The organism is Prevotella sp. ICM33, from assembly GCF_000517825.1.
In the GTDB taxonomy this organism is placed as follows: domain Bacteria; phylum Bacteroidota; class Bacteroidia; order Bacteroidales; family Bacteroidaceae; genus Prevotella; species Prevotella melaninogenica.
In genome coordinates this window covers 22,386-41,861 of record NZ_JACD01000101.1, presented here as the reverse complement: position 1 = coordinate 41,861, position 19,476 = coordinate 22,386, and the positions used below count along the sequence as shown (strand labels likewise).

Sequence of the window (19,476 nt, the reverse complement as noted above, 5' to 3'; positions counted from 1 at the left end):
TAGCGATGCAAAATTAGATAAATTATTTAGAGGAAACAAGTGTTTTAACTTTTTTTGTTTATTTCTTCTTCTTCTAATCCCGAATTGTGCAGTATAACGTCTTTGACACATTGATACGGAATACTATTATAGGCTTCTTGCAATTTAGTTTCCATCTCTATTACTCTGTTTTTAGATATTTTCAGTAGAAAATATCTGAAAACCAGATATGAACCTGATAGCATTGTTTTACGTCCACCTAAATCACCCAAAGGACCTTTACTTATAGCTTCAGGTAAGCTAAGGTCGAATAGTACTTTTCCGTGTGCGCAGCAATTGCGTAGGCGTCTGACCGTATTTATATAATTAGAAAAGACCGTAGGTTTTGAGATGCCATACACTTTAGCAATATCACATTTTAGATGCTGATCTTTCAAATTATCGTATAGATTAATTATTGTACCAAAGGGCATAAACTCAAGTTCTTTCCATGCCGGAGCATCGGTTTTGTACTTGGTATAATGTTGATTAATCAGTGTTTCTTTTCTAATATTCTTAAGGATTCCCTTATATGTACGACTTATTAAGAGTGAATCATTTACGACGCTATTATCTTTATACCAACATGGTATGTTTTTGTATTTGTTTGATACAAGATAAATAACAGTGGTTCTAAAATTCACCTCTATGCGACTGATGTATCGTAGCAGAATATTTCGTAGGTCAAAATCGAAATAATATAGTTTTATTGCATGTTCGAAAATAGTTCCATTTATGAATATATGGTTACGAGGTTCCCCCCTGGTTGGCATAACTTCAAATGGAAACCAATAACAGCCCATACGATAATAACCTATATCAAGTAATGCTTCCCTTACTTTTTCTTCTTGTTCGGCATCAATAGTCATACCACGAGCACGTAACTTTTGAATCTGATCGTTAACTGATATTGCTGTTTTCACCTTTACTTTTTTTGCAAAGATACAATAAATATATAAAAAATAAAAAGTAATGCAATGTTTTGTATACTATCCTAAAAATATCAAATTATTTCTGTAAAGCGGAAAGTAATAAATTAAAGAGGAGTAGGTTGACGAATGAAAGTTAAAAATCTTAGATGTACAGAGATGTTGTTTTATTTTTTCTTTCTGTTTGAGAAACTAAAGGGAAAACAAGATGAGAGGATGTATCAAAATGCAAATTAATAAATTGACAAATTTCAAACTATAAGTAGTTTTCCTAAAAGCAAAGAAAAGACCATCTCTTTCCTCAAAATCGAGTATAGAAATGGTCTTTTTAATGAATTGTGAATTACTTAACCACCACCTTACGTGTGGTGCCATCAGAAGACTTGATGATGTTAAGACCCTTCTGTAGCTTCTGAATCTGTCGACCATCAACGGTGTAATACTTTTCTGTTGTAGTCTTGTTGAAGTTTGCACTCTCGATACCATCGGTAGTAAGTGAGGCAACCATTGGTTCGCTTGAATACTTCTTGCCGTCAGACTCATAAACCATTACGACCTTGAGGGATGTGATAGAACTGTCATAGAAATGAAGAATACGAAGGTTATCGATAACCTTGAAGTCATAGTTTCTCTTGTCCTTGTAGTTGAAAGGAATATTTGTCATTTCTTCCTCATGCATGTCATTGTATTGACTTGCACTCTTCTTGAACTTGAAAGGTTCTGTGCTGCCATTAACATAGACATTGTAGTACATCTTCTCTGGGTCGAGAACGTTGCCATTAATATCTGCGTTCTTTACATAGAATGCTAACTTAATCTCATTAGACGTGTTGTCGTAGTTTGGAGTAGATGTTAAATAGAAGTATTCTGGTGTCGCTGGGGCTCCAACCTCCTTCTGAACGTAAGGAGTCAAGGTAAGACCATCATAGCTCTCAACGTAGTCTTCACCAGTAATGTTATCATTACTTGCTCTACCTAAAGAAGTTCTAAGAATCTTAGAAGCAGTCAGTTTACCAGTTGCATCAATGCTGAACTCAAGGTTCTCTGCAGCCTTGGTCTCACTCTCGAAAGCTGCGGCAAAGGTGTGATACTCTGACTTATCGCTATCGTATTTCTTGAAGTCTGTCTTCTTAGTAATACCCAAATACTGATTAGTAGACATGACAGCCTTGTCGCCCTGCTTGGTAAGTTTCACCCAAGTGTTTGCGAGCTTTTCAGCCTTGAACAAGCCCTTGACATAGATATCGTTATTATCGGTCATTACCTCAACAATACGTGGCGAAGGATCAGACTTAGAAGTAACGGTGTACTGACTCTTTGTAGCTGTAGTAGGTGGTGTTATAAGCTGCTCTTTAAGTGGTTCAATCGTAAGAGCCCAGTCGCCACCATAGTTATTTAGCCAGCTATTATTATAGGTAGCACCCCATATTTGCTTCTTCTGACCCATACCAGACATCTTGAGTGTTCTTCCTTCCACTGTGAAATCTACGTAGTTCAAAGCTGGACCAACAGGCTCGTAATTCTTTCCATCATCAGAAGAAATCAAACGATTAAGAGAGATAGTACGCTCACTACTTTCCTCCTCATCATCGTCCCCACCGAGGTCGTCTGTAAGGATATCCTGTGGTAGCTTTGCTCTATACTTGCCATCAGGTTGTCTTTCAAGCTTCAACCATGACTTACTGTCGAGGCCTGATAGTGGATTGTAAATGTAAATACAGCCATCCTCACCGATAACAATCTTAGATACGATACCTTCATATCTGCCTGGCTGAACACCTGTCCAACCCTTCTTAACCCAAGACTTGCTTGAACGATACAGGTTTTCAATCAGCTTACCTTTAGGTGTGTCTTTTATTATCTGAGCGGAAGCTGTAAGGCTCAGGACTAATGCACAAATTGAGAATAAAGTTCTTTTCATAACTGTTACTTTTGATTAAATAATTTATATTGTTTGTCCTTGTTTTAGAAATCATAGCCAATACCTATGGTACAGTAGCTACTTCCTGTGTCTGCAGTCTTCAGGTTGTAAGCTCCGTTCAAACGTAAGCCATGGTACTTAAAGCCTGCACCCATAGTGATATGGCTGAGGTCGTGGTCACCATATTCATAGCCTGCACGCACTGATACCATCTTATTATAGGTGTATTCAAGTCCGCCACCAAGCATAAAGAGTTTGGCTTCTGAAGGTTGGAAGAAGTAACGAGAAGACAAGGCTGCAGCAACTTGATGCTTCTCAGCGACCTCTACAGACAGCGCACCACCTACGGCAAGATAGGTTGGGAGCGTCGTCTTGTGCTTGTTACCATAGTCGAGTTGAGGACCAATTGCGCCCACCTTCGCATCGAGCATGAGGTTGGCTGGTTTGTTGGCAAGGGTCAACTCGTTATTCTGATACGAACCACCCACATTGAAAGCAGCACCTGTAGCATTCTTAGAGAGGTGACTATAGATAAGACTTCCTGTTGCGTAGGCAGCGAATCCCTTACCTAAGAAATAGGTATAACCCAAGTCGAGGGTCCAGTTATAAGGCTTATAGTCCTTGGTTGGATTGCCCAAGAGGTCGGAACCCTTTAGACTTAGTCCTCCAGCATAGCGGAAACCAGCGAAGACAGCATGACGCTTAGCCAACTTATAGCCTGCAGAAAGCGCGTAAATGCCGAAGGTTCCATCAGTACCCTCAGCCTTTTCAAAGAGAGAGGCAGCAGCATCTGCAGTGAACTTCTTATCAGTTGCGAAGATAGCAGCTGGATTGTTGTATAGATACATACCCTCAGCAGCAGCCGAAGCATTACCCATAGCGGCTGTTCGGGCATCGGTATTCGCTGTTAATATCGAGAGATCTTGTCCCTGAGCATTAGCCTGCGTAGCACCGAGGAGTGCTGCGCAAGCCATGAGAATGATATGTTTTGTATTCATACTTGTTGTGTTTATCGTTTAATGAACATCTGGGTATGGTTGCCCTTACTGGTATATACGGTCAGTTTATACGTTCCAGGATTTAGTTTAGAAAGGTCAAGTGTGGCTACGTTGTTCTTATCTGGAGTCACAGTAGCCTTCATCAGACGCTCACCCACAGTAGAACTGATAACGAGTTCAGCCTGTTTTACCTCTGGATTGAGTAGGGTATGGATGTCTTTCTGTACTGGAATAGGGTAGACGGCATAGACAGGAGCCGACTTCTTTTCAACAACTCGTACTTGGAAAGAGCCATCAGAAGATGTCTCACGACCGTCTGTAGCAGCGATGCTGATGCGTGTAACACCCTTTGCCATTCCCTTCAATTGAAGGTTGTCATTGCTGATAGTAGCTGCAGCGATACTACCATTGGCAGCTGTGGCTTTGTAAGTAAGCTGAGTATTGCTACTATGTGTGTAATGACCAGTCAATGGAATCATTACTATTCCCTCGTCCAATCCAATGATATAGTTCTCGAAAGGCTTTGTTAACTGTGGCGGGATGTACTTCACAATCTTAAATGTAAAACTCTTCTCTGCTTTTGCTCCTAAGTCATCTGAGAGTATAAAGGTGCAGTTGTAACTACCAGCTTCGAGCACAGGAATGAGGTTGACGGTCACAGTATTGCCCTTCACTGTGTAAGAAACACCCTTTGTCTCACCCGTAGCTTTGATGTCCCAGTTGTGACCATCAGGGTCAGCAACGTTGAAAGAGAATGATTTACGATCGTTCTCCATGACCTCTATTGCCTCTGTTGGGAAGTTTGTCGCCTCTGGAGCATGGTTGAGTCGGGTCGTACATTTCTGAATCATTGGTTCAGAAAGGTTGCCCCAACGGTCCACTGCTACCACTGCAACGCTATAGGTCGTATTGTCTTTCAAGTCATCAAAGTCATACTTAAGTGTCTCACCCAAGCTATGACCCATGCCATTGATTTCTCTGTAGGTCATATCCTTGAGTTTATCAGCCGTCAATTCACCCTGAGCAATATAGAGTCGATAGAAGGCTGCAGTCTTATCCTCGTCCTTGGCGATGCTCCACTCCGCATTGATGTCTACGAAATCAGGCTTCAGCGTGAGTGTACCCACCTTCTCTGGGGCTATCTTTGTATCAGTTTCGAAGGCTGCTTCGGCATCGATATAACCCTTACCTAACTTACCTTTGTAGGTTGGGTTTTGCTCATCGATGTTATAAGGACGGTAAGCAGTAATCAAACGTGACTTTAGTTCTTCATTCGTAAAGCCCTGACGACCAAAGTAAGAGGCGATGAGTGCTGCGATACCTGACACGTGTGGGCATGCCATTGATGTTCCTTGGAAGTAAGCATAACCTGATGCGACCTTCTTCTTTGGTACAGTACTCAATACGCCAGCCTCTGTTCCGAAGCGGTCTTGATCACCACCAGGAGCCGTAATGGTCACCCATTTTGCGTAATTACTATAACTTGCCTTACTGAAGTCCCATGCCATTGCAGCGACAGAAACCGTCGGAGCATAGCAAGCAGGGTAAGCAGAGAACTCTTTGTTCTCATTACCAGCAGCGAACATTACCACACCACCCTTCATTGGAGAGTCTGGACGCTGGTTGCCATTAGCATCACAACCCGCCATCTTGATGAAGTAGTCCACTGCTTCTTTCAGCAACTGAGGCATAGAGGTGACACCTGCAGTAGAGGAATATCCCCATGAGTTCTGACAGATAACAGCTCCGTTGTCAGCTGCATACTTAATGGCAGCCGCCGCATCGCCCTGCTCGTCTTTGTTTCTAAATATCTGACAGCTCAACAAGCGTACACCGCTATCAGCAGAGCCATCGCCACCTGCGATACCAGCCACACCCTTTCCGTTGTTGTTGCGAGCAGCAACAGTACCCGCAACGTGGGTTCCGTGTCCGCCATCATCGGGTTCGATAGTACCGCCAACAACGTCTTTAGCTGTCACAAAGTTGTAACCATAGATGTCATCAACAAAGCCATTGCCGTCATCATCGACGTTAGGTTGACCGTTCTTCTCCCTTTCGTTGACATAAAGATTGTCTTTCAAGTCTTCGTGGGTGATGTCAATACCACCATCAACAACGGCAACAATAACGTTTTTCTTACCTGTTGTGTACTTTTCCCAAACAGGTTTAACATTACAGTCAGCACCCTTCTTCGCACGTGCATTTACTGAACCATCATTGTAGTAATGCCACTGTTTAGCCAAGAGAGGGTCATCAAAAGTGCTTGCTGTAGCCTGCATACTTGCACCAGAAGGGCTATAAGGAGTCATCTTAACCGTTGGTCTTGCCATTGGTAGTACTCGTTCGGCACATTCAACACCCTCAGCCTTCTTGAATTGGTCTAAGACTGCAGCCACATCTTTGCTCTTATCAAAATAGATTGTGTACCAACGGTCGAGTCCTTCAGCTACGGTTCGTGCTTCATAGATACCTGCTGGCTTAAATACTCTTTCCATCTTATAAGCCCCAGAGTACTGCATTGCAGAGGTCATAGCCGCTGGGACGCTCTGCATTTCCACACTACCACTACGCGTTGCAGGTATAGCTTGGTTTGTACCCTTTGCCAACTTCACGTTAATACAGCCTTTTATGGCAAAAAGGTCTTTGTCAATATTGACAGAGCGTGTGTTGGAAACGCCCGCATCCGAGTCCAAGTTATCCTGGCATGAGGTAGTAACCATCATGCCAGAGAGCGCACACGCACATAGATATATAATCGATTTTCTCATCAATGTTCCTTTATTTTATTTCTTTGGATTGTATTGTTTGAGCATACGTTCTACCTTAGCTAACCGCTGTTCTTTACTTCCGGCAAAGACAGTTGGCTTGTATAGAACAGTAATTTGCATGACTGCCTTACCGTTGTTGACGTCAGCATATTCTCCACCAGAGATTGCCAAGGTCAGATAGTCAGAACGACGCGCATAGACATGATGCTTACCATTGTAGCCAACGAACTCAAAGTTGTTTGCAGTAAGCAGTTTGTCGAACTCATGGGTTACGAACCATTCATTACCATACTGCCATATTCCTAAGTTTGGTTGACTGAAGAATAAACTGTATTGCTCAACGCTTCCAGCCTTCTCTTGTGGCACTGCCGCATCACTATGAAGATAGAAGAAGTAAGTACGAGCAATCAGTGTAGGGTCATTTGTCTTGTAGAGAAGAGCCTCAACCTCATTATTCTTAGACATTTGTCGCTTCATTTCCTCACTGTTCTTGCCTGTCTCATAAGCTTCGACATCACTTATCTTCTTGTCAGTTTTGTTCAAAAGGTCTATAGGACCAAGGTCAAGACTACTAAAGGTAGGGTAGCTACGGTCTTGTGTGTGCATCTGATAGAAGAATAACACAACACTGTTGTTCTCCTCTCTAATGTCTACATCCATCGTGAAAGCTTCCTTTATATTGACATAATGATTCGTGTCTTTCTCGTCCCTTGTGTATCCATTGGCTCTCATAAACTCTTGGAAAGCCTGCGACTTCACAGCGTTAACACCCTCTCTTGTCAGTGAACGTGTGTAGATACGCGTTGGAACAGAATACTTTGTATCGTGTACATAGACCACATCCTTGAACAAAGGCGATGGAGTCTTGAAGAAGTAACTCTCTTCAAAGATGCCGTTTACCTCGTCAGGGCCACCATATTCCGTCAAGAAACTACCACGACGATACTCATAGTCCATCATCTTATGCAAGCTATAAGGATTACCTGGGTTACAAGCCAAGATAAAAGTAGCAACGCCCGGCTGCTTAACAACCACCTCATGGTTCTTCCCAGCAACGGCAATTGTCAGCTTTGTGGTTCTTTCCGTAGTGCTATAATTAGGCTTAGAAATAAACTTCAAACCATGTTTTTTCTTGATAACCTGCATCCACTCTGGCTGCTCATTCTGTGTAAGGTCATAGGAAGTAGCATCCATCTTCAAGTCGACAGTTGTCGTACCACCTGCTTGTGGCAGAATTATCTCACCATTGTTTAAGTTTAATGTGATATCAGCAGCACTCTGACTTACCATGATTTTCTGTACTGCTAAACCACCATCAACAAGGATATAGCTACTTCTCTCCATTCCCGTTGTATTAGGATCAACGTGTACAGCAATCTCGTTCCCACTTTGTGTAAGGTGCACCCACGCCTTCGGTGTAGTAGCCATCCACTCCTTACAGTTCGTGTTTACGGTAATTGTCTTCTCACCAATCTGATTAGAGAAAGAAATCTCCTTCTCTGAAACATTCAGATAGGGCTGGTCAAAGCTGTCATTCTCAGCACATCCAACCGCTATGCCCAATAATAGGCATAGCAGAGAGAACTGAAGCAGCTTATGTATATTGATTATACGCATATCATGTAATTATTTAAATAAGGTATAACAATTTGCTTAGAACTTCAAAGCCTTCTTGGCAGCAGCGAAGTTTCTAATCATCTTAGCCTGTGCCTTTACGGCTTTACTACTTGCACCCGATACGGATGGATCGTAGCTGTAAAGCAATGCGAGTACTGGTGTATCATTGTCTATGACGCAGGTAACATCAATAACCAAGTGGTCGCTTTCACGTACAAAGAAGTGGTTGTTGCCTGATGTGCGGAGGAAAGAGAAGCCCTCATCACCCAATACCTTCTTGATTTCTTTGGTTGCAACCCATTTAGTACCATACTTCCATACACCGAGGTTGGTGTCTTTGAAGAGTAATGCACCAATCTGAACACTACCCAAATTGTCTGGTGCATCACCATCCTTATCCGTTGTGTAGAAGATGTGAATACGTCCGTAGGCTGCAGAAGGGTCTGTACTTGCCTTCAGTTTATATTGAATCTGTGAAACCTCAGTATTCTTATGTTCGTTGAGGCTACGCTCTTCTTCTGTACTACCAGCCTTCTGCTCGTATTGTTCAATCTGTGCCAACTTCACGTTGTCTTTCTGCAGAAGCTCAAGAGGATAGAATGGTAACTTGCTGAAAGTCTTGTATTCGCCATTCTGTTTCATAATAGGTGTGAAAGTGAGGTTAACTCCTTCGTTATTCTCCTTTTCTGATATATAAACCTTCAAAGAGAGTAAATCCTTGTCATTGGTATATTCTCTGTCAGACTGAGAGTTGCTGCGCACATAGCCATTGTCAGTCAAGAACTTATCGAAAGCCTTGTCCTTCACGGCATCAATAGCCTTTCTACCATCGCCAATCATGATAATCTGTGACGGATTAATACCATCAGTGCTACAATACTGAATCAAAGTAAAGATAGGCGAAGCAGTGATAAAGGTGTAAGTCTCCTCAAGGCCGTAAGCTGGCATAGCTGCTTGATACTCGCGCAAGTAGCTACCACGACCCAACTCAAAGTCCATAATCTTATGCTCGTCCTGTGGTACACCTGGATGAATAGGGAGGAGGTAGCGTTGAATACCCGACTGAGAAACAACAATCTCGCGGATAACACTACCGCTCTTGGCGTAAAGTTTCACCTCACGCTTCTGATAGGTATCGTTACGCTCAGCTATCAGTTTGATTTCTTCCTCCGACTTGACAATCTTCAACCAGCTAACTTCTTCGCTGGTTGTTACGTCATAGACAGACGAATTCGTCGTAATGTCAATCGTCTTCTCACCACCTGTCTGTGGCAGATAGATAGCATTTGGAACCACGTCAAGCGTTACGTCAGCTGCACTCTGAGTCACAGCAATCTTACCAGATGCGCCGTTGGCGTTAACGAGTACATAGCTTGTGCGCTCTGTTCCAATCTTGTTTTCAGTTACCTTCACCTTCAGTACGTTACCGTCCTGAACCAACGAGAGCCAGTCGCCTTCCTGTGGAGACGATGCAATCCAGCTGTTTTGATTTGTTGTTACACTAATGTTTCTTTCACTTACGCCTTTATCAAAGGCAATACTGTTTTCAGAAAGCACCAGTGTTGGCATTTCAAATTCGTCTTCCTTTGCACATGAGAACAAGCAAAGAAGAATGCCACCTAACATTAGGGAGTAGAGTGTCTTTTTTAATTCCATACTCTTCAAGGGTTTTATTAGATAAAATATAATATTGATTAGACTTTTTTAAAAGAGAAAAATCTCTTTGTCTGGTATTTAAAAATGAGTAAAAGCTTTAAATGATGGTATTTATCTTATTCGCGCCAAATTAGATTATCTGTCGCAAATATATTATTTGATAAGAACAAAAGCAAGTCGATTTGGTTAAAATAAACTAATCATTTGTTATTTATTTCTCATCTTATACACGCATGTAAATAAATACAAATATGTTCTTTTAACACGTATTTCTGATTTACTTTTCGGCAAGTCAAGTCTTCCACCAGACTTATCACCTTATTTAATATTCTATATAACATCATTATTGTTATTATGGTCTGTAAAATTTTTCGAGTGCAAAGGTACTGGCTTCTTGTTAAGGTGGCAATACTCATTTATAAGTAATTTATTGTTGATTTTTTGTGTGATTAGGTTTTCTTATCCCTAATAAAGATTACATAATTTTGATTATTAGTTATGGTTTATTGGGTTTGTGGACTGTGAAAAATAATTACAGAATACGCTTTCTGTAAGCCTTTTGTTTATAGAAAACCGCTCTAAAAATGGGGTTTTGTAACGGTCAGATTATCAGAGTCTTACAAATACGATTTGAAAAGGGCATCTTTTAGACTCTTAAAGGGCGTTAGTTAGACCTCAAAAGGGCATCTTTTGAAAGCCAATTAAGGCTTAATTTGAGTCTAATTGGGCATTAGTTGTTTTTTAGTAGTTTGAATAATCTTTACATAATATTGGTTGTTTAATCCTCTGTGAGTGGATGAATGCAGTTGGGAGTTTGTCTGTACATTTAGGTAAGTGCTTCGTTGAAGGATAAACGTAAAAGCCCATTGATGGTATTCTATTGGTTAATCAACCGAATACAATCAATGGGCTTGTGATATATGATGATTATGTTTTATGCTTTTTTCTTCTTAGCACTTCTTCTCTTCCACCACAGGTAGTAACCACTAATAGGGAGGAAGCCACCGATAAAGGCTGCGATAGCATAGAGAACGCGTGAGAACCATCCGCCCCATGTTCCTGTGTGTAACTGCTTAAAGAGCATACCGCCCTTTGGCTTCTTACCATGCTGATCACCTTTCATGTCTTTTGCTCCCTCCTTGTGTGCTTGTGGTTGTCCTTTCATCTGACTTGCGTCCGTAGGTGCAAAAGCTTTATCGTTTGTTCCGCCCTGCTTCATTCCATCTTTAGGCTGTTGCATCTTCATTTCCTTTGGTGGCATAGGCTGACCGAAGAGTTTAGACATTCCCGTTCTGTACCAGCCGAAAGAGAAGACAGGACCTGTGAGTGCCATGAGGAAAAGGAAGATAAAGACATAGATACCTAATGACACGTGAGAGTCGTAAACAAAGCGACGGAAACCCTTGTTAGTGCTGACGGTCAAACGACTTTTCAACGCCTTCTTGGTCTTTGGCCACCAGATGACAACACCCGATAACAATACGATTGACATACAGATTGCTGACACGGCTGTAAGGATGCGTCCAAGTGACTGTCCACCCTCATGTGCATTCTCAGGTTTCATAAAGAGCCAACGGTGCAGTCGTACGATTGTTGTATAGATAGGTAACTCCTTTGCATTCATATCAAAGAGTGGTGCAAGGTCTTTTATTAGCAGTATTGCCAGACCACTGAAGCACAAAATAGCCATGACTACGCCTAATGGTAAAGCAAACCAACGGTGAATCTTTAAAAAGAATTTTCTCATATCCTAAATAATTATTGTTTTGTTATTTGTTTATCTGTTGTTTCCTCTTTTACTTATCCTTTTCCTTCCCTTTCGTTATGGATAGCTTTTAAGACTTATATGCTTAGATGATTGAAAACCCTGAAAGTTTATTTTATGAGGAAAGAAATTAGTGTTTGTTTATGTTGTTGTGGAAATCTTGTTTGTTTTCTTTGTATGAAAAAGAGGTTAACATAGCTTCATTCGCCTCCATATCCAGTTAGGGATATGTCTCCATAAGTAGGTGAGTACGCACCAACGGCTATCGATGACGCAGATGTGTCGTCGGCTGTTAATAGCCTTTATAATACTGCGTGCCACCTTTTCTGTGGTCATCAGCATCGGAAGGTGAGAGGTACCAGCGAGTAGGGGAGTGTCGACAAAGCCGGGACGAATATCGGTGAAGTGGATGTTATGATGTTTACAAGCTGCGAGTTGTTCCAATGCTTGTAGATAGGTGTTCTGCATTGCCTTTGTTGCACTGTATGCAGGAGCCGGTCCGAGTCCTTTTGTTCCAGCAATAGAGCTGATACAAGCGATGTGTCCACCTCCCTTATTGGCAAAATAGCGATAGGCACAGCCAATCATTCGTGTGAATCCAACAGCGTTGGTTTCCATTGTTTTGAGTTCTATGTCAGCATTAAGACTTGGGTTTTGCCAACCGATTCCTGCTGCATGAAAATAGAGGTCGATGCCGTTCATACGTTCTATAAGTTGCAGTAAGGAAGTCTCTGCATCTTCGTTATTTACATCAATCTGTGTTGTGTAAACCCGCTCTGGTGCCATAGCTTGCAAGTCTGTCAACTTGTCTATACGACGAGCAGCCACACCAACCGCCCATCCTTGTGCGATGAACAGTCGTGCTACTTCATGTCCGATACCGCTGCTGGCGCCTACGACGATTGCCTTTTTCATTTCAGTAAGTCTTTAGGTAAGAGTTCGTTGAGGCTATCTTCACGAATAATCTTCGGTGCAGCCTTGCCGGGAAGCACTAAAACTTTTTTACCATTGCGGTAGATATGCAACTGTCGTGAACGAATCACAGTTGTTATCTCATCATCATTCTGCATCGCCTGCCATATAGGATAGTAAACACCCTCCTCATTAAAGAGCTTCTTCTGCAGGTGTGAACACATATTGGTAGTATCGAGTTCTATCATTTTTTTCGTTAAATTTGGATGTTATTACGTGGATACAATATCGTTTTCTAATCTTACTTTCTGCAAAGTTAGGAAAATAAAGCCGTATAACAAGCAATGAATTGGAAAATACGTGTTTTGTGTAAGGATGTGTAGTTGTGGTTATTAGAATGTTTTCCTTTCTATATTAAGTTGTCAGAAAAGAAAAAGGTGCAAGCCACGTAATCCATTGGCTTACACCTTTCTTGCGGAAAGAGGGGGATTCGAACCCCCGATACCCTTTAGGGGTATACACGCTTTCCAGGCGTGCCTCTTCAACCACTCGAGCATCTTTCCTTGTGAATCCTAACGTATATCGTCTATATGTTAGCCTCAAATTGGTTTGCAAAAATAGAACTTTAGTTTTACAATAATGCGGCAGTAAAGAGGATTTTAAGTTTCTTTAAAGTTTTAGAGTAGTCTTCTCTTGTGATATTCTTCTTAGTTCGTTATTGCTAAATTGTAGTTTTCTTATGTAATAGTAACTGTTTGAAATATAAGATTTAGTCTTGTGAAAGGGGTGTTTTGTTGCAAAATATTTTATTAAAATGTCTCTTAGTTTTGTAATAATAAAATCTGCCATAAGGTAGATAAAATCTCATTGTAATCATAGATGATAGCACTGTTCATAGGTCTTGTGGCAATTAAATGAAATATACTATGTTTTTTTTATCTTTATATCCTGCCTAATTCATGGAAAATTAGTATCTTTGCATTTTAGTTTAGAACCAACGATTTTCGTTTTAGAAGATAATAATTAAACATACATACATCGTGGCTGAAACAAAGTACATTTTCGTTACGGGCGGCGTAGTTTCTTCACTTGGTAAAGGAATTATCTCGTCATCAATCGGTAAGCTTCTTCAAGCAAGAGGTTACAACATTACCATTCAGAAATTTGATCCGTACATCAACATTGACCCAGGTACGCTGAACCCTTACGAGCATGGTGAGTGCTACGTAACAGAGGATGGTATGGAGACCGACCTCGACCTCGGTCACTATGAGCGCTTCACTGGTATTAAGACTACGAAGGCGAACTCTATGACAACGGGACGTATCTATAAGAGCGTTATTGACAAGGAGCGTCGTGGCGACTACTTGGGTAAGACTATTCAGGTTGTTCCTCATATTACGGACGAAATCAAACGTAATATTAAGCTTTTGGGGCAGAAGTATCACTATGACTTTGTGATTACTGAGATTGGTGGTACTATTGGCGACATTGAGTCAGCTCCATTCCTTGAGGCTATTCGCCAGTTGAAGTGGGAATTGGGTAAGCGTGCCATCAACCTTCACTTGACATATGTTCCTTATCTTAAGGCTGCAGGTGAATTGAAGACAAAGCCAACTCAGCACAGCGTAAAGGAATTGCAGAGTGTAGGTATTCAGCCAGATGTGCTCGTGATGCGTACAGAAAAGCATCTTGACGATGATATCCGTAAGAAGGTTGCTGCTTTCTGTAATGTTGATTTCGACTGCGTTGTACAGAGTGAGGACCTCCCAAGTATCTATGATGTTCCTGTAAATATGTTAGAGCAGGGTTTGGATGCTGCTATTCTGCGTAAGTGCGGTGAGGAAGTTGGTCCTAAACCTGCGCTCGGTCCTTGGAAGGAGTTCCTTGATCGTCAGCGTAAAGCAACTAAGGAAGTACACATTGGACTTGTTGGTAAATATGACTTGCAGGATGCTTATAAGAGTATTCGTGAAGGATTGTTGCAGGCTGGAACCTATAACGACCGTAAAACAGTTATTACCTTTATCAATTCTGAGGAACTGACAGAGGAGAATGTAGCTGAGAAACTTAAGGGACAAGACGGTATTGTGATTTGTCCGGGCTTTGGTCAGCGTGGTATTGAAGGTAAGATTGTTGCTGCTCACTATACTCGTACACACGATATCCCAACCTTCGGTATCTGTCTTGGTATGCAGATGATGGTGATTGAGTTTGCTCGTAATGTCCTTGGGTATAAGGATGCTAACTCACGAGAGATAGATGAGAAGACTGTACACAATGTGATTGATATTATGGAGGAGCAGAAGAATATCACCAATATGGGTGGTACGATGCGCCTTGGAGCCTATGAGTGCGTACTGCGTCAGGGTTCACATACCTTTAATATCTATAAGCAAGAGCATATACAGGAGCGCCATCGTCATCGTTATGAGTTCAATAACGACTATGAAAAGGAGTTTGAGAAGCATGGTATGATGTGTGTTGGTCGCAATCCAGAGAGCGACTTGGTTGAAATCGTTGAGATACCAGGTTTGAAGTGGTATATTGGAACACAGTTCCACCCAGAGTATCAGTCAACTGTACTCGGTCCACATCCGCTCTTCCTCGACTTCGTAAAGACTTCAATTGAAAATCAGAAAAACAAATAAATGGATAAAAGAACAATCACAGGGTTTGTACTTATTGCCCTGATCCTCTTTGGTTTTGCTTGGTGGCAGCAGCCATCAGCTGAACAGGTAGCACAGCAGAGAGCTGAATTTGTAAAGGATTCTATCGCTTCTGCTAAGAAAGCACAGACTGCGAAACTTACTGCTGAGAAGCAGGCACAGCTGAAGGCTGCGCAGGCTACTGATACAACAGCTCTATTTTATGCTGCTTTGAATGGCAAGGCACAGGATATTATATTGAAAAATAGTAAGGTTGAGCTGACTTTGAGTACCAAGGGTGGTGTTGTGAAGAAGGCTGTTATCAAAAACTATATCGGTCATAATATAGCTGTTAAGGATGGTTCACAGGACCAGAAGAATGTTACTTTGTTTAGTGGTGACGACCAGAGCCTTAACTTTATGTTGGCTGCAAAGAATAGTAATATTGAGACAAAAGACCTTATCTTCACTCCTTCAAATGTGACAGATTCTACTGTTACGCTTACTGCTGTGGCAGGAGAGGGTAAGACACTTACCTTGAACTATACACTTGGTAAGGACTATTTGCTCAATATGTCTTTGCAGGCAGAGGGTATGGGTGGACTCTTTGCTCCAAATTATAACCAGATAGATATTAACTGGCAGGAGCGTTGTAAGCAGCAGGAACGTGGTTTCACATTTGAGAACCGCTATGCAACACTTACCTATAAGAAGCATGATGGGGGTACTGATTACTTGAGTGAGACTTCTGAAAAGGAAGAGACAACAGAGGACCCAATGGATTGGGTAGCTTTCAAAAACCAGTTCTTCTCTGCTGTGATGATTGCAAAGGATAACTTTGCAACAGGTGCAAAGCTTAAGAGTACACCACTTGAGAAGTCTTCTCATTACCTCAAGCACTATGAGGCTAACATGAAGGCTGGTTTTGATCCAGCAGGTAAGCGCCCTTCAGAGTTCGAATTCTACTTTGGTCCTAATGACTTCCGTCTGCTTCAGTCTGTTGAAACAGAGAGTAAGTTTGCAAAGGAACTTGATATGGAACGCCTCGTATATCTTGGTTGGCCATTGTTCCGCATTATCAACCGTTGGTTTACTCTTTATGTATTCGATTGGTTGAGTAAGGTGTTCCCTATGGGAGTTGTATTGATTCTCATTACCTTATTATTAAAGCTTATTACCTTCCCAATGGTGAAGAAGAGCTATATGAGTTCTGCTAAGATGCGTGTGTTGAAGCCAAAGTTGGATGAAGCAACGAAGCAATTCAATAAGCCAGAAGACCAGATGCAGAAGCAACAGGCTATGATGCAGAAGTATTCAGAGTATGGAGTGAGTCCTTTGTCAGGCTGTCTTCCTATGTTAATACAGATGCCTATCTGGATTGCGATGTTCAACTTCGTACCGAATGCTATTCAGCTTCGTGGTCAGAGCTTCCTTTGGATGCATGACCTCAGTACTTTCGATCCAATCTTCTCATGGAGCCATGACGTTTGGCTCGTTGGTGATCATATCTCATTGACTTGTATTCTCTTCTGTGGTGCCAACTTACTTTACACATGGTTTACCATGCAGCAGCAGAAGGATCAGATGGTTGGACAGCAGGCTGATCAGATGAAGATGATGCAGTGGATGATGTTTGGTATGCCATTGTTCTTCTTCTTCATGTTTAATGACTATTCATCAGGTCTGAACTTCTATTACTTTATATCTCTCTTCTTCTCAGCTGCTATCATGTGGGCATTGCGCAAGACAACCAATGAGGAGAAACTTCTGGCTATCCTTGAAGCACGTCGTGAAGAGCGAAAGAACAACCCTAAGAACAATATGGGTAGTGGACTCTTCGCTCGTATGCAGGCTTTACAGGAGTTACAGAAGCAGCAGCAAGAAGAACTTCGACGCAAGCAAGATGAGCTAAATAAGAAAAAGAAAGGTCTATAACTATGAACAAAAACTTAACCATGGCAATGACTGCGGCTCTGATGATGAGTGGTAGCGTTGCACAAGCACAGGATGTGAACATCGGACGTAACAACATTACGTTGACAAGTGACCTCATGACGCCTGAGACACTTTGGGCTATGGGACGTATCGGTGCTGCACAAGCCTCACCTGATGGCAAGAAGATTGTCTATCAGGTGGGTTATTACAGTGTCAAAGAAAACAAAGGACACCAGGTACTACGCGTGATGGATGCCGATGGTAAGAACGATCGTCTGCTGACTACCTCTGCAAAGAGTGAGGGCGATGCAGCATGGCTCGACAATAATACCTTGGCATTCCTTACAGGTGGACAGCTGTGGACAATGAATGCAGATGGTACTAACCGTAAGCAGTTGACACATTCGGATATCGACATCGAAGGTTTCCGATTCTCTCCAGACCGTAAGCGTGTTGTTCTCATCAAGAGTATCCCTTACTATGGCACTATCAAGCAGAACCCAAGCGACTTGCCAAAGGCTACGGGTATGGTCATCACCGATATGAACTATCGTCACTGGGACCATTACGTTACAACAAATGCACATCCATTTGTTGCAGATGTTACTGCTGAGGGTGTTGGAGCAGGTATTGATGTACTCGAAGGCGAACCTTACGAGAGTCCGTTGGCTCCATTTGGTGGTATTGAGCAGATTGATTGGAGCAAGGATTCTAAGTTCATTGCTTATACCTGCCGTAAGAAGGAAGGTACACAGTATGCTATCTCTACCGATGCTGACATATATATATATAATGTGGAGACTCGCCAAACAAAGAATCTCTGCAAGCCAGCCGACTATGTTGAGCCAAAGATTGATGCTACAAAGAGTATGCGCAATCAGGCTGTAAATCATCAGGCTGGCGATATGAATGTAGGTTACGATGTTAATCCTAAGTTCTCACCTGACGGCAAGTACATTGCATGGCAAAGTATGAAGAACGATGGTTATGAGAGTGACCGCAACCGCCTCTGTGTCTATGAATTGGCAACAGGCAAGAAGACATACGTTGCTGAAAGCTTTGATTCAAATGTAGACGACTACACATGGAGCCTTAATTCAAAGGACCTTTATTTCATTGGTGTATGGCATGCTACAGTGAATGTCTATCAGACGAATCTTAAGGGTGAGGTGAAGCAGCTGACAGAAGGCGATCATAACTATGTAAGCATCTCACTCCTTGGTGATAAGAAGTTGCTTGCTATCCGTCAGAGCATCTCTCAAGCTAATGAAATCTTTGCTATAACTCCTGCTAAGAAGGAGAAAGCAAGCGTTCAGACACAGCTCAGCTTTGAGAATAAGCACATCTATGACCAGTTAGCTTTGGGTGATGTAAAGTCTCGTTGGGTAAAGACAACTGATGGTAAGGAAATGATGGAATGGGTAATTACTCCTCCACACTTCGATCCAAATAAGAAGTACCCTACATTGCTCTTCTGTGAAGGCGGACCACAAAGTCCTGTTTCTCAGTTCTGGAGCTATCGTTGGAACTTCCAGATAATGGCAGCCAATGGCTATGTCATCATTGCACCAAACCGTCGTGGCTTGCCAGGCTTTGGTAGTGCATGGAACGAGGAAGTTAGTACCGATTGGACTGGTCAGTGTATGAACGACTACCTCTCAGCAATTGACGATGCAGCTAACAATCTCCCATTTGTAGACAAAGACCGCTTAGGTGCTGTTGGTGCTTCATTTGGTGGCTTCTCTGTTTATTATCTTGCTGGTATTCACAACAAGCGCTTCAAGTGTTTCATCTCTCATGATGGTGCTTTCAATCTTGAGAGTATGTACACAGATACAGAGGAGGCTTGGTTCAGCAACTGGGAGTATGACGATGCATATTGGAATAAGGACAAGAGCGAAGCTGCAAAGCGTACTTACGCAAACAGTCCTCATTTGAATGTTGATAAGTGGGATACTCCAATCCTTTGTATCCACGGCGAGAAAGACTATCGTATTAATGCTAATCAAGGAATGGGTGCTTTCAATGCAGCTCGTCTGCGTGGTATCCCTGCTGAGTTACTTCTCTATCCTGATGAGAACCACTGGGTATTGAAACCACAAAACAGTGTTCTCTGGCAGCGTACATTCTTTAATTGGCTCGACCGCTGGCTGAAGAAGTAGGTGATTAGTAGACAAGTGAACGAGTTAACAAGTAGACAAGTTGCTTGATAGTATCCACTCGTTCACTCGTCAACATGTTCACTCGTTCACTTTCAACTTATAATCTAACAAACAACTTGTTTACTTGTCAACTTGTCAAACTTGTCA

General features: G+C 42.0%; 12 protein-coding genes and 1 tRNA gene. 3 read left to right on the top strand and 10 right to left on the bottom strand.

The features are described from left to right. Nucleotides 1-44: 44 nt before the first annotated feature. The 10 genes from HMPREF1505_RS11840 to HMPREF1505_RS11795 form a co-directional block, all read right to left on the bottom strand. Nucleotides 45-941, bottom strand: coding sequence for an Abi family protein (locus HMPREF1505_RS11840; protein WP_036925661.1), 897 nt, complete (start codon nucleotides 939-941; stop codon nucleotides 45-47). Nucleotides 942-1,290: 349 nt separating this feature from the next. Continuing rightward, nucleotides 1,291-2,868, bottom strand: coding sequence for a hypothetical protein (locus tag HMPREF1505_RS11835; protein WP_036925659.1), 1,578 nt, complete (start codon nucleotides 2,866-2,868; stop codon nucleotides 1,291-1,293). Nucleotides 2,869-2,912: 44 nt separating this feature from the next. Beyond that, nucleotides 2,913-3,866 carry a PorV/PorQ family protein gene (locus HMPREF1505_RS11830; protein ID WP_036925656.1) on the bottom strand — a complete coding sequence of 318 codons (954 nt, stop codon included), beginning with the start codon at nucleotides 3,864-3,866 and terminating at the stop codon, nucleotides 2,913-2,915. A gap of 11 nt (nucleotides 3,867-3,877) precedes the next feature. Next, on the bottom strand, nucleotides 3,878-6,634 hold the full coding sequence (locus HMPREF1505_RS11825) for a S8 family serine peptidase (RefSeq protein ID WP_036925653.1): 2,757 nt from the start codon (nucleotides 6,632-6,634) through the stop codon (nucleotides 3,878-3,880). Nucleotides 6,635-6,649: 15 nt separating this feature from the next. Beyond that, nucleotides 6,650-8,251 carry a BACON domain-containing protein gene (locus HMPREF1505_RS11820; protein ID WP_036925650.1) on the bottom strand — a complete coding sequence of 534 codons (1,602 nt, stop codon included), beginning with the start codon at nucleotides 8,249-8,251 and terminating at the stop codon, nucleotides 6,650-6,652. Between the two features lie 36 nt (nucleotides 8,252-8,287). Continuing rightward, the gene (locus HMPREF1505_RS11815; protein WP_036925647.1) at nucleotides 8,288-9,907 is read right to left on the bottom strand and encodes a BACON domain-containing protein; all 1,620 of its coding nucleotides are present in this window, start codon (nucleotides 9,905-9,907) and stop codon (nucleotides 8,288-8,290) included. A 934-nt stretch (nucleotides 9,908-10,841) separates the two neighbouring features. Next, nucleotides 10,842-11,654 carry a PepSY domain-containing protein gene (locus tag HMPREF1505_RS11810; protein ID WP_036925644.1) on the bottom strand — a complete coding sequence of 271 codons (813 nt, stop codon included), beginning with the start codon at nucleotides 11,652-11,654 and terminating at the stop codon, nucleotides 10,842-10,844. A gap of 207 nt (nucleotides 11,655-11,861) precedes the next feature. Next, nucleotides 11,862-12,587 carry an SDR family oxidoreductase gene (locus HMPREF1505_RS11805; RefSeq protein ID WP_036925641.1) on the bottom strand — a complete coding sequence of 242 codons (726 nt, stop codon included), beginning with the start codon at nucleotides 12,585-12,587 and terminating at the stop codon, nucleotides 11,862-11,864. Continuing rightward, nucleotides 12,584-12,832, bottom strand: coding sequence for a hypothetical protein (locus HMPREF1505_RS11800; protein ID WP_197017526.1), 249 nt, complete (start codon nucleotides 12,830-12,832; stop codon nucleotides 12,584-12,586). The genes HMPREF1505_RS11805 and HMPREF1505_RS11800 overlap by 4 nt, the downstream gene beginning before the upstream one ends. Nucleotides 12,833-13,059: 227 nt before the next feature. Further along, a tRNA-Ser gene (locus HMPREF1505_RS11795) sits at nucleotides 13,060-13,147 on the bottom strand. A gap of 477 nt (nucleotides 13,148-13,624) precedes the next feature. Here HMPREF1505_RS11795 and HMPREF1505_RS11790 point away from each other — a divergent pair. The 3 genes from HMPREF1505_RS11790 to HMPREF1505_RS11780 are packed head-to-tail and all read left to right on the top strand — an operon-like array spanning nucleotide 13,625 to nucleotide 19,329. Further along, entirely contained in the window at nucleotides 13,625-15,235 is a 1,611-nt protein-coding gene (locus tag HMPREF1505_RS11790) for a CTP synthase (RefSeq protein ID WP_036925638.1), read from the top strand. Continuing rightward, on the top strand, nucleotides 15,236-17,167 hold the full coding sequence (gene yidC / locus HMPREF1505_RS11785) for a membrane protein insertase YidC (protein WP_036925636.1): 1,932 nt from the start codon (nucleotides 15,236-15,238) through the stop codon (nucleotides 17,165-17,167). Nucleotides 17,168-17,169: 2 nt separating this feature from the next. After that, nucleotides 17,170-19,329, top strand: a complete 2,160-nt coding sequence (locus tag HMPREF1505_RS11780) for a S9 family peptidase (RefSeq protein WP_036925633.1) — start codon at nucleotides 17,170-17,172, stop codon at nucleotides 19,327-19,329. The last annotated feature ends 147 nt before the right edge of the window (nucleotides 19,330-19,476 follow it).